The sequence below is a fragment of the Candidatus Endomicrobium procryptotermitis genome (assembly GCA_031279415.1).
In the GTDB taxonomy this organism is placed as follows: Bacteria; Elusimicrobiota; Endomicrobiia; order Endomicrobiales; family Endomicrobiaceae; genus Endomicrobium_B; species Endomicrobium_B procryptotermitis.
Window position 1 is genome coordinate 209,510 of record JAITIP010000018.1, and the last position, 16,713, is coordinate 226,222.

Below are 16,713 nucleotides of genomic sequence, written 5' to 3' on the forward strand. Positions count from 1 at the left end.
ACAGGAGCATAACAATGTCAGGGCATAATAAATGGGCAAGCATTAAGCACAAAAAAGCTATTACCGATGCTAAAAAGGGAAAGGCGTTTACAAAGATAATAAGGGAAATTGTCGTTGCCGCCAAAGAAGGCGGACCTCTTATTGAAAATAATGCACGTTTGAGAAAAGCTGTAGAGGACGCCAAAGAAGTGAATATGCCTCAGGATAACATTAAAAAAGCGATACAAAGGGGAAACGGAGAAATACCGGGAGCCGTTTATGAAGAAATAGTATATGAAGGATACGGTCCCGCAGGAGTAGCTTTGATTGTAGAAGTTACGACGGATAATAAGAACAGAACTGCTTCGGAGATAAGAAGAATATTTTCAAGCCATTCTGGAAATCTCGGCGAAACCGGATGCGTAGGCTGGATGTTTGGCAGAAAAGGATTTATAGCCGTCGAAAAAACTGCCGTAGATGAAGACACTCTTATGACGATAGCTCTTGATGCCGGCATTGAAGATTTTGAAAATGATGCCGATGGAGATGTTTACGAAATAACCACGACACCTGAAGATTTAGATAAAGTTAAAAATGTGCTGTCGCAAAAAAATATCAATGTCGCTTCTGCTGAAATAACCATGATTCCTCAGACATACATAAAACTTACCGGAGATGAAGCCAAGAGCATGTTAAAGCTGATGGATTCTCTCGAAGAACATGACGACGTGAAAAATGTTTATGCAAACTTTGATATATCGAAAGAAGATATGGAACCATTCGGAGCTTGAACAATAAGAAAACGGGAGACTCCACATGATAGTTTTAGGAATCGATCCTGGTCTTTCGCTTACGGGATGGGGAGTTATCTCAGCGTTGTCCCGCGATAAAATTATACCTTTACAATATGGCTGCATACGTACTAAACCGTCCGAAACTCTGTCTGAAAGACTGCAAAATATAAATATTGAGCTGCAAATGCTTATAAATACGTATAAGCCTGAAGTGGCCGCCATAGAAGAATTGTTTTTTTTAAAAGAAGCCAAATCTGTAGCTGCGGTCGGACAGTCGCGCGGAGCTATAGTTCTGACCGTGTCTTTAAATAAAATAAAATTATTTGAATATAATCCGAGACATGTAAAAATGGCTCTAACCGGGTACGGCTCTGCGGATAAAAGTCAAATGCAGCATATGGTTAAAACTCTGCTGAGGCTTAAAGAGATACCAAAACCGGATGATGCTGCGGATGCTCTGGCAATAGCTGTATGTCACATAAATACGGTAAGGACATTGGAATGATAGATCATATAAATGGAATATTAGATTATAAAACGCTTGATGCCGTAATCGTGGATGTAAATGGGATAGGATATAAAATCTACGTTTCGGTTTCTTCTTTTGAAAAACTTCCCGATGTGGGAAATAAAGTAGAAATATATATTGTCGAAGCGGTTTCTGGAATATACGGCGGAGTAATATGCCTTTATGGTTTTTTATCTCAGGAAGAAAGGGATATGTACATGATGATAAAAGAGGAAGTTCCAGGAACAGGAGCAAAAAAAGCTATGGAATATTTGGATAAAATTTCAAAATCGGCCACCGATTTTAAAACCGCCGTTATGTCAAAAAATGCCGCGATGCTTCACGATATTTTCGGTTTCACAAAAAAAACCGCCGATAAGCTGGTTACTGCACTGAAAGATAAGATTTCTTCGGTTAATGTTTCGGGAAAAGAAAAGTGGCAGGCTGCAGCGTATACCACGAAAAGTGATTTGGTTTCGGAAGCCATTGCAGGGCTTATAGCTTTGGGATATAAAGAATCTCAGGCAAGAAATGCGGTAAATAAATCATACTCTGAAAATGAAAAAATTACGCTTGAAGAACTGATAAAAAAGTCTTTGCAACAGATAGGATAAAATATGGAAAAAATTGAAAGAATACTGGAGAGTTCAAAATTAACGGAAGAAGAAAAGATAGAAAATACTTTAAGGCCGCAGTCTCTGGACGATTTCATTGGGCAGGATAAACTTAAAGACAATCTTAAAGTTTTTATAGAAGCCGCAAAAAAAAGGCAGGAAGCTTTGGATCACTGCCTTTTTTATGCTCCTCCTGGACTTGGAAAAACAACTCTTTCTCATATTATCGCAAAAGAAATGGGCGGGAATTTAAGAATAACTTCAGGTCCGGTGCTTGAAAGGGTTGGTGATTTGGCGGCTATTTTGACAAATCTTTCCGAAGGCGATGTGTTTTTTATTGATGAGATACACAGGATGAATCATCTTGTCGAAGAATCGCTTTATCCCGTAATGGAAGATTTTGAGCTTGATATAATTATCGGACAGGGACCGTCGGCAAAAACCATAAAACTTCCCGTACCGCGCTTTACTTTGGTGGGTGCTACGACGCGTGCAGGTCTTCTTTCAAGCCCTTTAAGAGACAGATTCGGCATTATCGGACATTTGGATTTTTACGCGGTAAAAGATCTCATACATATCGTAAAACGTTCTGCGTTTATAATGAATGTCGAAATTGACGAAGATGCGGCAGAGGAAATTGCAAAACGTTCTCGGGGTACGCCAAGAATAGTTAATAGGCTTTTAAAAAGAGTGAGGGATTTTGCCGAAATAAACGGAGGAAAAATTACACGTCCAATAGCACAGAAAGCTCTTGACTCTTTGGAAGTTGACAATGCGGGACTTGATAAAATGGACAGGCTGCTTTTGATCACGATGATTAATAAATTTAGCGGCGGTCCCGTAGGTGTTGACACATTAGCCGTCGCAATATCCGAAGAGTCTGACACTATTACAGATGTCTATGAACCTTATTTGATACAATTGGGATTTATAGCGAGAACTTCGCGCGGCAGAGTCGTAACTGAAGCAGGATACAGACATATCGGCGCTGAACCTCCGAGAAATTTTCAGAAAGAGCTTATATGAAACACAAACTTTTACTGCATATATGCTGCGCTCCGTGCTCGGCTTCAGCAGTAAAAATGCTGAGAGAGGATTTTGAAATATCTTTTTACTGGTATAATCCCAATATTTACAATAAGGAAGAGTATTATAAAAGAAAAGATGCATCGCAGAAATATGCCCGTGCGATTGATGTAAAATTTTATGAAGAGGAAAATTTTGTTTACGATTATGGCAGCCGGCTTTCCAAAGGCGGCGAAAACTGCGTTTTTTGTTATAATATAAGACTGGAAAAAGCCGCGCAGGCTGCAAAAAAAAATAATTTTGAGTTTTTTACGACGTCGCTTTTGTCCAGCCCTTACCAAAAGCATGACTTAATAGCACGGATAGGAGAAGAAAAAGCCAAAAAAAGTGGGGTTAATTTTTTATATGTTGATTTCAGGCCGGCATTTTATGAGGGAAAAAACTTGCTGAGAAAAGAAGGCTATTATATTCAAAGATATTGTGGATGTGCTAAATCGTACAATGAAAGATTTGCGGTCAATGAAGCTTAGCAAGATTTACTTCGTTTTTAGAAGCTGAGTTTTTTGTGGATATTACGGATATTTTAATATCATCTTTTAACTGTTTGACAAATCTTTTAAGATGCGCTAAATAAATATTAAAATGTAAGAAGCGATATCGTAGATATAAAATACAAAAATTTACCATTTCCATAAAGTATAAGCTTTAATTAGGAGTTTTTCTTGAGAAGTTTTTTGCTTACATTGCTGATTTTATTTTTTTCCGTACAAATAAGTTTAGCTTATACGGCAAAAAAAAACATAAAGGTCGGCATTATTACAAATGCCGATTCTTTCAGTGCTGCCGCGACTGACATTTTTTTTGTCAGCGATGCAGATGATAAAAAATATAAGCTTTCAAAAGGCATGACGACACTTACGGCTGTTGAAAAAGGTTTTAAAATGAGAAACTTCATATTAAAACCACCTATTAAGATAGAAAGTACAAACGGTATAATATTTGCCGATAAAAAACCCTACAGAGGATTTTTAACGGTTATAAAATTCAATTCTCGTGCGGTTGTCATAAATGTTTTAACGGTTGAAGATTATCTAAAAGGCGTTTTGCCTAAGGAGGCAAATCCCGGATGGGGAACGGAAGCTTTGAAAACACAGGCTGTAGCCAGCAGAACGTACACTCTTGCCAATATGGGAAGGCATGACAGTATGGGCTTTGACATGTGTGATACTACTCATTGTCAGGTTTACGGCGGAGCAGCATGGGAGTCGTTAAGCTGCAATATTGCCATTGCCGAAACAAAAAGCGAAGTTCTCACATATGATGCAAAGCTGGCACAGGCGGTTTTTCACGCCAACTGCGGCGGGCATACCGAAGATCCGAAATACGTTTGGGGCTGGACTAACGCTACTGTAGAATATTTAAAAGGTGTAAAATGTGGGTACTGCGGCAATGCTCCTCATACTCATTGGGAAACGACTTTAAGCGAAAACTTTATAATACAAAAGTTGTCAAAATACGGAGTGGGAAAAATTAAATCGATTGAAGTTAAAGACGTAACCCCTGCGGGATCGGCTATGGAAGTTACCATCAGGCATTCCAAAGGAATGTTTGACATGAACGCATATAAGTTCCGCCTTGCGGTAGACGCATGGAAGATAAAAAGCACTACGTTTGACGATATAAAAAAAGACGGGGACAAAATTACTTTTAAAGGTAGAGGATGGGGACATAAAGTCGGATTGTGTCAGTGGGGTGCTAAAGCGATGGCGGACGAAGGGAAAAAGTATAAACAAATACTTGAGCATTACTATCCGAAGACGAAAGTTGAGAAGGTAACGTATCAGCAATGAACTGCAAAGATAAATTTCTTGACAATTATGATTATAAAATTCCACCTGAACTGATAGCTCAAAAACCTGTACAAAACCGCTCTGATTCGCGCTTATTCGTAATCCATAAAAACAGCGATAAGTTTGAACATAAAAAATTTTTGGATATAACCTGCTATTTAGGCAGAGGGGATTGTATAGTAATAAATACCACAAAAGTGGTTCCTTCAAGACTTTTTGGCAAAAAATCGAGCGGTGGAAAAACGGAGATTCTTTTTTTGGAACCGTGCCAATCCGCAATGGAATACAAAGTTTTGACAAAACCCTTTCTTGAAACGGGAAAGAAAGTATATTTTGAAGATGGCTTTGAATGTATTGTCAAATCCAGAATGGAACAGGGCGAAAGCATAGTTGAATTTAATAGACCGCACGTATTTGATTTTCTGCAAAAATACGGCATAATGCCGCTTCCTCCTTACATAAACAGAAAAAACGGTTTAGCAGATGAATTTTCTGATATTGACAAAGAAAGGTACCAAACCGTTTATGCTGTAGAGCCTGGCGCTATCGCTGCCCCTACGGCAGGACTTCATTTTACAAAAGAGGTTTTACAAAAGCTGCAAAATAAAGGTGTAAATATCGCAAGGCTGACTTTGCATGTCGGATGGGGCACGTTTAAACCTGTTGTCAGCTCCGATTTAAACGATCATAAAATGATGTCGGAAAAATATTATATTGATACCGAAAATACAGCAATAATAAACGAGTCAATCAAAAATAATAAAAAAGTCGCGTCGGTAGGAACTACTTCGGCCAGAGCTTTGGAATCACTGGCAAAAGAAACCGGCTTTACCGAAAATGGAAAAACATATGTAAAAGAGTTTTTTGGTGAGACTTCAATTTTTATTTATCCGGGATACAGATTTAGAATAATAAACGCACTTATAACAAATTTTCATCTCCCGAAATCAACGCCTTTAATGATGGCAAGTGCCTTTTGTTCAAGAAAAACCATGCTGAAGGCATATAAAGAGGCTGTAAAAGAAAAATACAGATTCTTTTCTTACGGTGATTCGATGATTATAATTTGAAAGACAGATTATTGTAAAAGCTGTTATGTCGAGAAAATTCCGAGATTTACCGCTCTTAAGTATATATTTTATATAATATAAAAATCTATGGAAAAAAAATTAACTTACGAATTTATTAAAAACAATAAAGAAATCCGCACGTATCTTGAATTTACTGATTATGCTTTTGCCCAGATGGGATATAAAGAACACGGTTTAAGGCATTCCATTTTTGCGGCGGAAATTGCCGGACAGATTCTTAAATATCTCGACTACAGTGAAAGAGAGCAGGAACTTGCCAAAATCGCTGCATATTTGCATGACATGGGAAATATGATTTCAAAGCATGACCACGATCAGAGCGGCGCCGTCATGTTTTTGAACGTTTTAGATGCGGATTATTATGATGAAGACGCTTTTACCATTGCAAGCGCCATAGGCTGTCATGAAGACAAAAATATCGATCCTGCTTCCGCCGTTGCGGCGGCTTTGGTGTTGGGAGATAAGACTGATGTTCATCATGAAAGACTCAGAATCGAAGATATGTATCAACTGGACAAACATTCAAAAGTTATTGCGGCCTGTCAGAAAGTCGATGTTGCTGTATGCAAAGAAAAAGCGGCTATAGCTTTATGGCTTACCATCGACACGTCAATATGTTCCGTGATGGACTATTTTGAAATATTTTTAGCCAGAACAAATTACTGCAAAAAAGCAAGCCGCGTTTTAAATTGTGTTTTCGAACTCTACATAAACAAGGATAAATTTTTATAATGGAATGCGGCTCTTACCTACTGATAAAAAAATCTTCGCAATGTAAAGCGCGTCTCGGAAGAGTTTATACTGCAAGAGGCATTATCGATACTCCCGTTTTTATGCCTGTTGGCACTCAGGCTACTGTAAAAGGCGTGGCTTCGGAATTTCTTATTGGCTCCGGTGCACAGATAATTCTGGCGAATTCATATCATTTATATCTTCGGCCGGGAACGGATATTATAGAAAAAGCAGGCGGAGTGCAAAAATTTAATTCATGGAACCGTCCTATGCTTACTGATTCCGGAGGATTCCAGATTTTTAGTCTTAATGAAATAAGAAAACTGTCAGAAAACGGGGCGGAATTTCAATCTCACATAGACGGCTCAACTCATTTTTTTTCTCCAGAAAAATCGATGCAGATACAAAAAAAAATAGGCGCTGACATCATTATGTGTTTTGATGAATGCACTCATTATCCTGCGGATTATGAATACGCCAAAAATTCTATGGAATTGAGTTTGAGATGGGCAAAAAGATGCAAAAATGAATTTTATAAAGACGATGCTTTTGAAAAACAGGCTCTTTTCGGAATAATTCAAGGTTCTGTCTATAATGATTTAAGGAAGCGTAGCGCCGAAGAAATGGTGAAAACCGGTTTTACGGGTTATGCCGTAGGCGGTTTGTCTGTAGGAGAATCTAAAGAGAATATGCATTCTGTTTTGGAAAATACTCTGCCTTTGCTGCCTGAAAACAGAGTAAGATATCTTATGGGAGTAGGAATGCCCGAAGATTTATGGGAATGCGTTGAACGCGGCATTGATATGTTTGACTGTGTAATTCCTACTAGAAACGGCAGAAACGGGCAGGTGTTTACGTCTTTAGGCAAACTCAATATAAGAAATGCCGAATTTAAAGAAGATTTTACGCCTTTGGATCCGCAATGTAATTGTCCGACATGCAAAAGTTATACAAAAGCTTATTTAAATCATTTGGTAAGAGCTCAGGAAAGTTTATATCTAAGTCTTTTATCTTTACATAATATTTATTTTATGATAAACTTAATGACAAAAATAAGAAAATCATTGGAAAGTGATACATTTCTTGAAGCAAAAAAAGAGTTTTTTGAGAGATACTACTCAAAATCTTGCTAAATTGGAGAAAAAATGAAGAATTTATCAGCTTTGGTTGCATTTCTTTTAGTTTCCGTCGTAGTTATCCCTTCAGACGCATACGCTCAGGAGGCTTCTGGCAGAAGTTTATTTGGCGGTGGAATTATGCCACTGATTCTTATATTTATATTTTTCTATCTTTTTCTTTTAAGACCACAGCAGAAAAAAACTAAAGAACACCAGGCTCTTTTGAATGCTTTAAAAAAAGATGACAGCGTAATCACGGCTGGCGGAATATACGCAAAGGTTGTCAGCGTGAAAGAAAATATAGTTGAAATAAAAATTGCCGACGGTGTGAACATACAAGTTTCAAAACCTTCTATTTCTGCCGTTATCATGAAAGATGATGAAACTGCCGCCAAAGTGCCAGAAATAGTAAAATAAATGAATGGAAAAAGTTATAAATATTCAAATATAACTATAGAAGATGTAAAAAATAATCCAATAGTCATTAAGTTGATACAAGCGGCAAACGAATATCTTGGAACAATAGGGTATACTGAACATGGAATCAGGCATGTAAGTCTTGTCGCTTCGGTAGCTGCAAATATTTTATCAGGGCTTGATTATCCCAAACGGTTTCAAGAGCTTGCCGGAATTGCGGCTTATCTCCATGACATAGGAAATGTGGTTAATAGGCAGGATCACGGTCAGTCTGCGGCTCTTATCACTATGAGGATTTTGAAAGATATGGGATTTACTCCCGATGAAATTGCTCTTGTCATTTCAGCTATAGGAAATCATGAAGAAGAAATAGGAGATCCCGTAAACCCGATTGCCGCAGCTCTTATTTTGGCGGATAAGTCGGATGTTCACAAAACCAGAGTGAGAAATCCTGAGTTTGCCCTTTCAGATATACATGACAGAGTAAATTTAGCGGTGGAAATATCGTTTCTTAAAGTTTTAAAAAACAAAAAAATAATTTCGCTTCAGCTTACTATTGACACGCAAAAGTCGCATGTGATGGAATATTTTGAGATTTTTATGCCAAGAATGATTATGTGCAGAAGGGCAGCAAATTTTTTGGATTGTAATTTTGAGTTAATTATAAATGAAAGGAAATTACTCTAATGGGCAAAATTAATTGGAAGTTATGGAGTACGATTGTATTGATGGTTTTTTCGATTTGGTCGCTGTGGCCTTCGTTTCAATGGTCAAGAATGTCGGAAGACGCAAGAGCAAAAGCTGAGAGGGAGAAAAGTCCTATTTTGGGAAAGGTTGTTAAACTCGGTTTGGATTTGAAAGGGGGAACACATCTTCTTTTGGAAGTGGACTCTTCTAAGTTAGATGAAAATGTCAAGATAAAAGATGCGGTAGACAGAGCTACAGAGATTATTAGAAACAGAGTTGATCAATTCGGCGTTGCAGAACCCATGATTGCAAAGCAGGGAGATAAATGGATTGTTATCCAACTCCCCGGAATAAAAGATCCCAAATCTGCAAAAGAGCTTATAGGAAAAACGGCTTTGCTTGAGTTTAGAATAGTAAATAAGAGCAAAGAAGCCACTCAGGTGCTTGATTTGCTCAGAGATAAAGGAATTTCCCCAGAAGAATACAGAGAAAATCCTTCAGCTTATCCCGAAATAACGGAAGTTATGCCAGAAGGCGCTAATGTTTATGCAAGTAAAGAAGATGCTGGATATTACGTGCTTGACAAAGCCGTGCTTACAGGTGCTTCTCTTACGAATGCAAAAGTTGAATTCGGCGGACAGTTCGGCCAGCCTATAGTTTCAATAGAATTCAATAAAGAAGGCGGAAGAGCTTTTGCCGATATAACCGAAAGAAATATAGAAAGAAATCTTGCGATTGTACTCGATGATGTAGTTCAGTCGGCTCCCGTTATTCGTTCCAGAATACCTGACGGAAAGGCGATTATTGAAGGAAATTTTAACGCTGAAGACGCAAGACTTTTGGCCACCGTATTAAGAGCGGGTGCGCTTCCCGCTCCAGTAAACGTAATTGAAGAAAGAACAGTAGGTCCTTCTCTCGGCGATGATTCAATTAGAAAAGGTTTTGGCTCGGCTTTTGCGGGAGTTATACTCGTTCTTATATTTATGTTTGTTTATTATCGTTTATCCGGACTAATTGCAAATTTTGCATTGGTCATTAATTTGGTAATACTTATGGCTTTTATGGCATATTTCCAATTCACATTAACTCTTCCAGGTGTTGCAGGAATAGCTTTGACTCTTGCCATGGCGGTTGACGCTAACGTGCTTATATTAGAAAGAATAAGGGAAGAACTTATGGCTGGAAAAACGGCAAGGGTTGCCGTAGACGCGGGTTATCAAAAAGTATTCTGGACGATTTTTGATGCGAATATAACTACTTTGATAGCAGCCGTTTTCTTATTCCAGTTCGGTACTGGAACTATAAAAGGTTTTGCCGTAACTCTTTGGATAGGTCTTTGTATCAGCATGTTTACTGCTATAGCCGTAACAAAACTGATATATGAGTTTTTGTTTAAAGAAAATTTGTTATTAAAATTCAAAATATAGTCTGGGGGCATAAAGTGAAATTTATTAATTCCATCAACATAGATTTTATAGGAAAAAGGCGTTTAGCGTTTATTTTCTCATTAATTTTTATAGCAATAAGCGTAGGAGCGTACATTTTTAGAGGCGGTCCAAATTACGGTATTGATTTTACCGGCGGTATGCTTATGCAAATCTCTTTTGAGAAAAACGTCAGTTTGCAGGATGTAAGAAGTGCTTTGGAAAACAGTGGGCTTAATTCTTTTGAGCTTCAAACTTCGGAAAAATTGATTTTGATAAGAGCGAAGCGCGAAGTAGGTTCACAGGAAGAGTTTGAAAATAAAGTAAAAACCGCTCTGGCGGAAAAATTTCCAGATAATGCCATTAGCATAGATAAAGTCGAATATGTAGGTCCTTCTGTAGGAGAATATCTTTCTAAACAAGCTTTATATGCTTTCTTTTTTGCATTTATAGGTATAATTATTTATGTTGCGTTTAGATTTAAATCTACTTTATGGGGAGTTGCAGGCGTTATAGGCATTATTCATGACGTAATAATTTCTTTAGGTATGGTCATTCTTGTAAACAAAGAAATTGATATTACAGTTATCGCTGCTCTGCTTACCATTGCCGGCTATTCGATTAACGATACGATAGTTTTGTTTGACAGAATGAGAGAAAATATGCGTCTATCCATAAAAGAAGATCTTGCTGTTATGATAAATAAAAGTATTAACGCCGTTCTTTTAAGAACGGTTGTTACTACGATAACGGTTTTTATAGTTTCGGCTTGTTTATTTTTCTTAGGTGGAGAAGTTATTCACACATTTTCTTATATAATGGTTATCGGTACAACAGCGGGAACGTATTCTACGATTTTCCTTTGCGCACCGCTTGTGTATGAATGGGAAATCGGAAGACGTAACCGTTTAAAAGCCGCAAGGCAGCAGGGTTTGGTACGCGGTAAATAAGAGCGGCAATGAAAAAGATACGTAATTTCAGAGTTAATTTACGAGTTCGCGAAATTATACGCGTTGTAAAAAAGCTTACGAATACGGCGGAAATGACGATTGAAATCGAAGAAACCACACAAAAAGCATGTCGTTTTTATTCCGATTTTATAATGCCTTCGGTACTTTACGATACTTTTTCCAAAGACGACATTTCTTTTGTTTATGAAAAAGACGCTCCTTCAAAGTGGGTTGCACGGAGCGTTTTTTTTATTACAATAGGTGATAAGATTGAAGAATATCTCAAAAAAAATGAAAACATTTTTGGAGAACATTCCAATACTATACTTTCCGCAGTGGCAGTTGACGCTCTTGAACAAGCAAAAAATTTTACGCAAAGGCTTGTTGCCAATGAAGCGGAAGATGACAATTACGATATTTCAAGAAGCATAGACTTGCCTTCGGATTTATATGAAAAAGCTGCAAAAGTTGTTCCGATAGACAAAATAGACATATCTGTTAAAGATGGGAAATTGTTTCCGCAATATTCGATTTGTGGACTGTTTTATTGGATTCCATCTAGTAAGAAAAAAAGACAGAAGTAGGTCAACGTCGACTGCTATTCTGCGACTTTGTTGATATAGCGGAACTGCTAAAAGATTTTTCTAACTTGTGGTATGCAGGTATTGTGTAGTGCATAAAAAATTGAATTCCCATGACAACAATATATCTTATCATATACAATATATTATCATCGGTTTTGCTTGTGCCGGCGCTGTTTATTATTCTGATTTTCAACGGGAAATACAGAAAAGAAATTTTTTATAAACTTCCTCAGCGTTTTGTCAAGTGGGATTATCCTTCAGAAAAAAATTTAAAAAAAACCGTTTGGGTTCACTGTTCTTCACTTGGAGAAATTCGCGCCGTAGAGCCAGTTTTGGATTTGCTGAAAAAAAAATATAATATAATCCTCACCTCAATAACAAAAACCGGAAAAGAATATGCCGAAAAAATACAAAAAGCCGATTTTACTGCTTTGCTTCCTCTGGATTTGTATCCTTTTATGATGAAAGCGTTCAAAACTGTTAAACCGGATTTACTGATTTTAGTAGAAACAGAACTATGGGTTTCAATGCTTTATGCGGCGGACAAACAAAAAGTAAAAATAATGACTGTCAATGGACGAATGTCTGAAAAATCTTTTAAAATTTATAACACTTTAAAATTTTTCTGGGAACGTTTTATAGGGCTTATAGATGTGGTTTTGGCGAGAAGCAGCGATGATGCCGGCAGATTTATGGTTTTTGCCGGGAGTAAAACGCAGGTGTATGTAAGCGGGAATATAAAATATGACAGAGATTTTGCTGTAAAATCTTCGCGTGTGGATTTCGGACTTGATGCCAACGACAAGGTTTTTACCGCTGGAAGCATAAGAGAAGGTGAAGACGCTGTTATTGCCGACGCATATATAAAAATCAGAGAAAAAATGCCGGATATATATTTTTTTGCTGCTCCGAGACATTTGTCAAAAATTAAAAATGTTAAAAATACTCTGAAAGATAAAAAAATAGAATATCTTACATTTTCAGAAATGTTAAAAGGGAAAAAGCCTAACAAAAGATTTATTCTTATTGATGTTTTCGGGAAACTTCAAGAAATTTATTCAATATCGGACGTTTGTTTTGTCGGAGGTTCAATCATAAAAAAAGGTGGACAAAACCCGATAGAGCCAGCGGCATGCGCAAAACCTGTTTTATTCGGTAAAAATATGGACAATTTTAAAACTGAAGCTGAAATTTTGTTACAATATGGCGGAGGAATAACAGTATTTGACGGTGAAGATATAGTGGCAAAAATAGAAAAGCTTTTTCTTAACAGAGAATTTCTTACAAAAACTGGGGAAAATGCTTTAAAAGCTGTAAAATCTCAAAAAGGTGCGCTAAATATTACCGTCAATGCGATAAAAGAGCAACTTAAATAATGAAATTAAAAATACTTGCAAAAATTATATGGGTTGCGGCGTCAATTATAAACAAAACTCTCCGCGTTGAACTTTTAAATGCCAGCCATTACTATCCTTGTGAATCCATATACTCATTTTGGCATGGGAATGCTTTTACAATGCTTGTATTAAGCAAAGGCAGCGGTATTGTAATAATGGCAAGCAAATCCAAAGACGGCGCTTTAATGGCGGAAGTTCTTTCATCTTTTGGTTATCAGGTAGTAAGAGGTTCGTCGAGCAGGGGCGGAGAAAGAGCGCTGCTTGAACTTATACGACATGCCAAAAACGGCGACAATCTAGCTTTTGCCGTTGATGGTCCCAGAGGACCTTACCATGTTGTAAAATCTGGAGTAATTTATGCCGCTCAAAAAACCGCTCTTCCTGTTATTACCGTATGCAGCTCTTCAAAAAATAAAATTATACTGAAAAAATCATGGGATAAGTTTAATATACCTCTGCCGTTTTCAAAAACCATACAAATTTGGAGCAACCCCATATATGTTAAGCCCGAAGACGATATAGAAGCAAAAAGAATTGAAGTGGAAAAAGAAATGCTGAAACTTTTTGAGTTTACGGATAAAATTTTCTGGACGAAAAAAATATATAAATATCTTGAATTTCACCCTTTTCCTAAAATTTTAATTGTACAGCCGAGCCGTTTGGGAGACATAATTTTTTCGCTGCCAGTTCTTGCCGCGTTAAAAAGTAAATATCCGCATGCAAAGATAAGCTGGATTGTCGATGAAAGATGCGTGGAAATTCTGCGGGGCAATCCTTTTTTGGATAATATTTTCATTTGGGACAGAGCGCAAAAATCGTATGGGTATTACAAAGATTTAAAAAAACGTTTAAGAGAACAAAAATTCGATTTAAGCATAGATCTTCATGGGCTGGCTAAATCCGCTATGCTTGTGCATCTTGCCAAAGCGAGATTTAAATTGGCTTCTTCTTCCACAAATGGCATGAGGGAACTGTCGTGGCTTTTCTCAAGAGAAATAAAATCTAATGACCCGAACGCTCATTGTATAGAAAGACATATGGAAGTATCAAAATATTTGCGCTGTGATGAAAAAATAGAATATCCCATATCAATAGCGCAATCCGACTTTGAAAATGTAAAAAAGAAGCTTGCAGCGGAAAAAGTTGATGTTTCAAAAATGGTCGGCGTTCATCTGGGAGGCGGCTGGCTTTCAAGAAGATGGAAAACCACTAAATATGCGGCTCTTTGCGGAAGGCTTAAAAACGAGATTGGCGCGGATATAGTTTTAGTCGGCGGTAAAGAGGGCGGAACAAGCGAAAAAGGGCTCAACGAAGAAATAATATCTCAGACGGACGCTAAAATATGCGATTTAACAGGAAAACTCACTTTAAAAGAGCTTTGTGCTTTTCTTAAACTGTGCAGAGTTTTTGTCGGAAACGAAGCAGGTCCTATGCATATCGCTACGGCTTTAGAAATGCCTGCAGTCGCAATTTTGGGTCCTACAAATGCAAAAAGGACGGGTCCTTTCAGGGGGAAAACTAAAATTATACAGCATAGATTTTCATGTCAGCCTTGCAGAAACAGAAACTGTAAAAACGTTATCTGTATTGATGATATAACTGTATCGGAAGTTTTTGAAGAAGTAAGAAAGAAATATGAAAATACTGATAATTAAACCAAGTTCGTTCGGTGATATTGTTCAGGCCGCCGCCTGCGCTTCTGCTTTAAAAAAAGCTTATCAGGGCTGCAAGATAAGCTGGGTCGTTTTTAAACGCTGGGAAGAATTGCCTGATATTTTTTCTGATATTGACGATAAATACGTATGGGACAGAAAGATAGGAATAAAAGGTTTTTTTAAAGTTTTAAAAGAGATAAGAAAAACGAAATTTGACATTGTAATGGATTTACAGGGACTTTTGCGCAGCGCTTTGCTATCAAGAATGTCTAAAGGAAAAATTAAGATTGGCATACCCGGAATGAAAGAATTTAGTTCTGTTTTAATAAAAGAAATATATCCCGAAAATGCAAAAATGAACGCAACTCTGCGCAATCTTGAACCATTGCGTTTTTTGACAGGCAAAAAATTTGTTCCAGAGGTCAACATAAAAATCGGAGTGGATGCATTGTGTAAAGCCGCAGATATTCTGAAAAAATCAGGTGTAAAAAAACATTTCATCGTGTTAATACCTTTTGCGCGCGGCAAAGGCAAAGACTGGAATGTCGGCAATTATTTAAAACTTATCGATTTGATAAAAAATAAATATCTGCATTATGATATCGTTGTTTTAGGTTCAAAAAACGATTATGGCAAAATCAAATCCGAAAATATTATCGATATTTGCGGTAAAACAAGCCTTTTAGAGCTTGCAGCTGTTTTATCAAAATCTTTGCTTGCCGTGGGCGCTGATACGGGGCCTATGCATTTGTCTGCCGCATTAAATATTCCCTCTATTTTTATATTCGGCGATTCCGATGTAAATGAAACTTCTCCTTCCATAGGTAAATTTTCTGTAGTTGTAAACAAAGAAAACCAAAAAGAAATAAACGGGATAAAACCTGAACATATTTTCGGTGAGGTTCAAAAATGGATAAAATAGTTTTTTTTCATATGAATCAGCTTGGCGACTTACTTTTTTCTCTTCCGGTTCTTAAAGCTGCCAAAAAAGAATCTGGCGCAAAGATCATTTCCGTAGTAAAATCTTCTCTGTCTCCGCTTTTGCTCTCAAGCGGTGTGGTTGACTGCGTAATACCAAAAGAAAAATCAAAAATAAAACTCATAAACGCTCTGAGAAAAGAAAATGACGGAAAAGCTGTTCTTTTTTCTGAATCTCCAGCTTCGGTTCTGTCGGCTTATTTTGCTGGATTTAAAAATATGACCGGCTTTGAAACCGCGGCATTGTCCTTTTTATTTACAAACAAAGTAAAAAGAATAGGAGTTCCGTCAATATCAAATAATACGGAACTCGGTAAAGCAGCCGGGTTTAAAGATATTCAAAGCGATTATACGGGTATTGTAAATATCCCTGAAAAAAATATAAGCAATATAAAAGAATGGTTTTTAAAAAATAAATTTAATCCCGTCAACACAATTGCAGTTTCTGCAGGAGCAAGTAAAAAAAGGCGCGATAAATGTCTTCCAGTTAAAATATGGACTGAAATTATAGACTCTTTATATGATTTCGGATATAACTGCGTGCTTGCGGGAGCGTCGTGGGAAATAGAAAACTTAAGTAAAATCTCGGAAAAATCCAAATCTAGTCCTGCTCTGTTTACAGCAGAAAACGGCATTTTAGACAGTGCTGCTTTTTTTTCTTATTGCCCACTGTTTATAGGTACGGATTCAGGTGCAATGCATCTTGCTGCGGCTTTGAAAAAAAAATGTATCGGCATATTCACAAAAACCGATCCTATGCAAATAGGACCAATGCCTTTAAGAAATCACATAATAATCAAAAAAAATAATACAAATGAAGTTTCTGCAAAAGAAATCATTGAATCTGTAACATACTTGCATACGGCAAGTTAATAGGACTTGCTGGCCGCTAGGACTAACTAACTTGCC

At 37.2% G+C, this 16,713-nt stretch carries 18 protein-coding genes; all 18 read left to right on the forward strand.

Annotation, left to right across the window (positions count from 1 at the left end):
- The first annotated feature begins 14 nt into the window (after positions 1–14).
- The 18 genes from LBD46_03850 (at position 15) to LBD46_03935 (ending at position 16,677) form a co-directional block, all read left to right on the forward strand.
- Complete coding sequence (locus LBD46_03850; GenBank protein MDR2426296.1) at positions 15–770, forward strand: YebC/PmpR family DNA-binding transcriptional regulator; 756 nt, start codon at positions 15–17, stop codon at positions 768–770.
- A gap of 25 nt (positions 771–795) precedes the next feature.
- The gene (gene ruvC / locus LBD46_03855; protein MDR2426297.1) at positions 796–1,278 is read left to right on the forward strand and encodes a crossover junction endodeoxyribonuclease RuvC; all 483 of its coding nucleotides are present in this window, start codon (positions 796–798) and stop codon (positions 1,276–1,278) included.
- Complete coding sequence (locus tag LBD46_03860) at positions 1,275–1,895, forward strand: Holliday junction branch migration protein RuvA (GenBank protein MDR2426298.1); 621 nt, start codon at positions 1,275–1,277, stop codon at positions 1,893–1,895. The genes ruvC and LBD46_03860 overlap by 4 nt, the downstream gene beginning before the upstream one ends.
- A gap of 3 nt (positions 1,896–1,898) precedes the next feature.
- Entirely contained in the window at positions 1,899–2,921 is a 1,023-nt protein-coding gene (gene ruvB, locus LBD46_03865; GenBank protein ID MDR2426299.1) for a Holliday junction branch migration DNA helicase RuvB, read from the forward strand.
- Positions 2,918–3,451: an epoxyqueuosine reductase QueH gene (locus LBD46_03870; protein ID MDR2426300.1), complete on the forward strand. Its 534-nt coding sequence runs from the start codon at positions 2,918–2,920 to the stop codon at positions 3,449–3,451. Before ruvB ends, LBD46_03870 begins: the two co-directional genes overlap by 4 nt.
- Before the next feature lie 192 nt (positions 3,452–3,643).
- Positions 3,644–4,771, forward strand: a complete 1,128-nt coding sequence (locus tag LBD46_03875; protein ID MDR2426301.1) for a SpoIID/LytB domain-containing protein — start codon at positions 3,644–3,646, stop codon at positions 4,769–4,771.
- Positions 4,768–5,841, forward strand: coding sequence for a tRNA preQ1(34) S-adenosylmethionine ribosyltransferase-isomerase QueA (queA, locus tag LBD46_03880; GenBank protein MDR2426302.1), 1,074 nt, complete (start codon positions 4,768–4,770; stop codon positions 5,839–5,841). The genes LBD46_03875 and queA overlap by 4 nt, the downstream gene beginning before the upstream one ends.
- Before the next feature lie 87 nt (positions 5,842–5,928).
- Positions 5,929–6,594, forward strand: coding sequence for an HD domain-containing protein (locus tag LBD46_03885; protein ID MDR2426303.1), 666 nt, complete (start codon positions 5,929–5,931; stop codon positions 6,592–6,594).
- A complete protein-coding gene (tgt, locus tag LBD46_03890) occupies positions 6,594–7,727 on the forward strand; it encodes a tRNA guanosine(34) transglycosylase Tgt (GenBank protein MDR2426304.1) in 1,134 nt (377 codons plus the stop codon). Before LBD46_03885 ends, tgt begins: the two co-directional genes overlap by 1 nt.
- Before the next feature lie 12 nt (positions 7,728–7,739).
- Positions 7,740–8,129: a preprotein translocase subunit YajC gene (gene yajC / locus LBD46_03895; GenBank protein MDR2426305.1), complete on the forward strand. Its 390-nt coding sequence runs from the start codon at positions 7,740–7,742 to the stop codon at positions 8,127–8,129.
- A complete protein-coding gene (locus LBD46_03900) occupies positions 8,130–8,816 on the forward strand; it encodes an HD domain-containing protein (protein ID MDR2426306.1) in 687 nt (228 codons plus the stop codon). It abuts the gene before it with no gap.
- The gene (gene secD / locus LBD46_03905; protein ID MDR2426307.1) at positions 8,816–10,243 is read left to right on the forward strand and encodes a protein translocase subunit SecD; all 1,428 of its coding nucleotides are present in this window, start codon (positions 8,816–8,818) and stop codon (positions 10,241–10,243) included. Before LBD46_03900 ends, secD begins: the two co-directional genes overlap by 1 nt.
- 14 nt (positions 10,244–10,257) lie before the next feature.
- Positions 10,258–11,190 (forward strand): protein translocase subunit SecF, encoded by a 933-nt coding sequence (secF, locus tag LBD46_03910; GenBank protein ID MDR2426308.1) that lies wholly within the window; start codon positions 10,258–10,260, stop codon positions 11,188–11,190.
- Between the two features lie 8 nt (positions 11,191–11,198).
- The gene (locus LBD46_03915; GenBank protein MDR2426309.1) at positions 11,199–11,774 is read left to right on the forward strand and encodes a hypothetical protein; all 576 of its coding nucleotides are present in this window, start codon (positions 11,199–11,201) and stop codon (positions 11,772–11,774) included.
- A 110-nt stretch (positions 11,775–11,884) separates the two neighbouring features.
- Positions 11,885–13,150: a hypothetical protein gene (locus tag LBD46_03920; GenBank protein ID MDR2426310.1), complete on the forward strand. Its 1,266-nt coding sequence runs from the start codon at positions 11,885–11,887 to the stop codon at positions 13,148–13,150.
- Entirely contained in the window at positions 13,150–14,826 is a 1,677-nt protein-coding gene (locus LBD46_03925; GenBank protein MDR2426311.1) for a DUF374 domain-containing protein, read from the forward strand. The genes LBD46_03920 and LBD46_03925 overlap by 1 nt, the downstream gene beginning before the upstream one ends.
- Positions 14,807–15,748, forward strand: coding sequence for a glycosyltransferase family 9 protein (locus tag LBD46_03930; protein MDR2426312.1), 942 nt, complete (start codon positions 14,807–14,809; stop codon positions 15,746–15,748). The genes LBD46_03925 and LBD46_03930 overlap by 20 nt, the downstream gene beginning before the upstream one ends.
- A complete protein-coding gene (locus tag LBD46_03935; GenBank protein MDR2426313.1) occupies positions 15,736–16,677 on the forward strand; it encodes a hypothetical protein in 942 nt (313 codons plus the stop codon). The genes LBD46_03930 and LBD46_03935 overlap by 13 nt, the downstream gene beginning before the upstream one ends.
- The last annotated feature ends 36 nt before the right edge of the window (positions 16,678–16,713 follow it).

Coding starts and splice junctions, on each gene's coding strand:
- queA (MDR2426302.1), top strand. CDS start 4,768: ATGAACTGCAAAGATAAATTTCTTGACAATTATGATTATAAAATTCCA.
- LBD46_03935 (MDR2426313.1), top strand. CDS start 15,736: ATGGATAAAATAGTTTTTTTTCATATGAATCAGCTTGGCGACTTACTT.
- LBD46_03925 (MDR2426311.1), top strand. CDS start 13,150: ATGAAATTAAAAATACTTGCAAAAATTATATGGGTTGCGGCGTCAATT.
- ruvB (MDR2426299.1), top strand. CDS start 1,899: ATGGAAAAAATTGAAAGAATACTGGAGAGTTCAAAATTAACGGAAGAA.
- LBD46_03860 (MDR2426298.1), top strand. CDS start 1,275: ATGATAGATCATATAAATGGAATATTAGATTATAAAACGCTTGATGCC.
- LBD46_03885 (MDR2426303.1), top strand. CDS start 5,929: ATGGAAAAAAAATTAACTTACGAATTTATTAAAAACAATAAAGAAATC.
- LBD46_03870 (MDR2426300.1), top strand. CDS start 2,918: ATGAAACACAAACTTTTACTGCATATATGCTGCGCTCCGTGCTCGGCT.
- LBD46_03920 (MDR2426310.1), top strand. CDS start 11,885: ATGACAACAATATATCTTATCATATACAATATATTATCATCGGTTTTG.
- secD (MDR2426307.1), top strand. CDS start 8,816: ATGGGCAAAATTAATTGGAAGTTATGGAGTACGATTGTATTGATGGTT.
- yajC (MDR2426305.1), top strand. CDS start 7,740: ATGAAGAATTTATCAGCTTTGGTTGCATTTCTTTTAGTTTCCGTCGTA.
- ruvC (MDR2426297.1), top strand. CDS start 796: ATGATAGTTTTAGGAATCGATCCTGGTCTTTCGCTTACGGGATGGGGA.
- LBD46_03850 (MDR2426296.1), top strand. CDS start 15: ATGTCAGGGCATAATAAATGGGCAAGCATTAAGCACAAAAAAGCTATT.
- LBD46_03900 (MDR2426306.1), top strand. CDS start 8,130: ATGAATGGAAAAAGTTATAAATATTCAAATATAACTATAGAAGATGTA.
- LBD46_03915 (MDR2426309.1), top strand. CDS start 11,199: ATGAAAAAGATACGTAATTTCAGAGTTAATTTACGAGTTCGCGAAATT.
- LBD46_03930 (MDR2426312.1), top strand. CDS start 14,807: ATGAAAATACTGATAATTAAACCAAGTTCGTTCGGTGATATTGTTCAG.
- tgt (MDR2426304.1), top strand. CDS start 6,594: ATGGAATGCGGCTCTTACCTACTGATAAAAAAATCTTCGCAATGTAAA.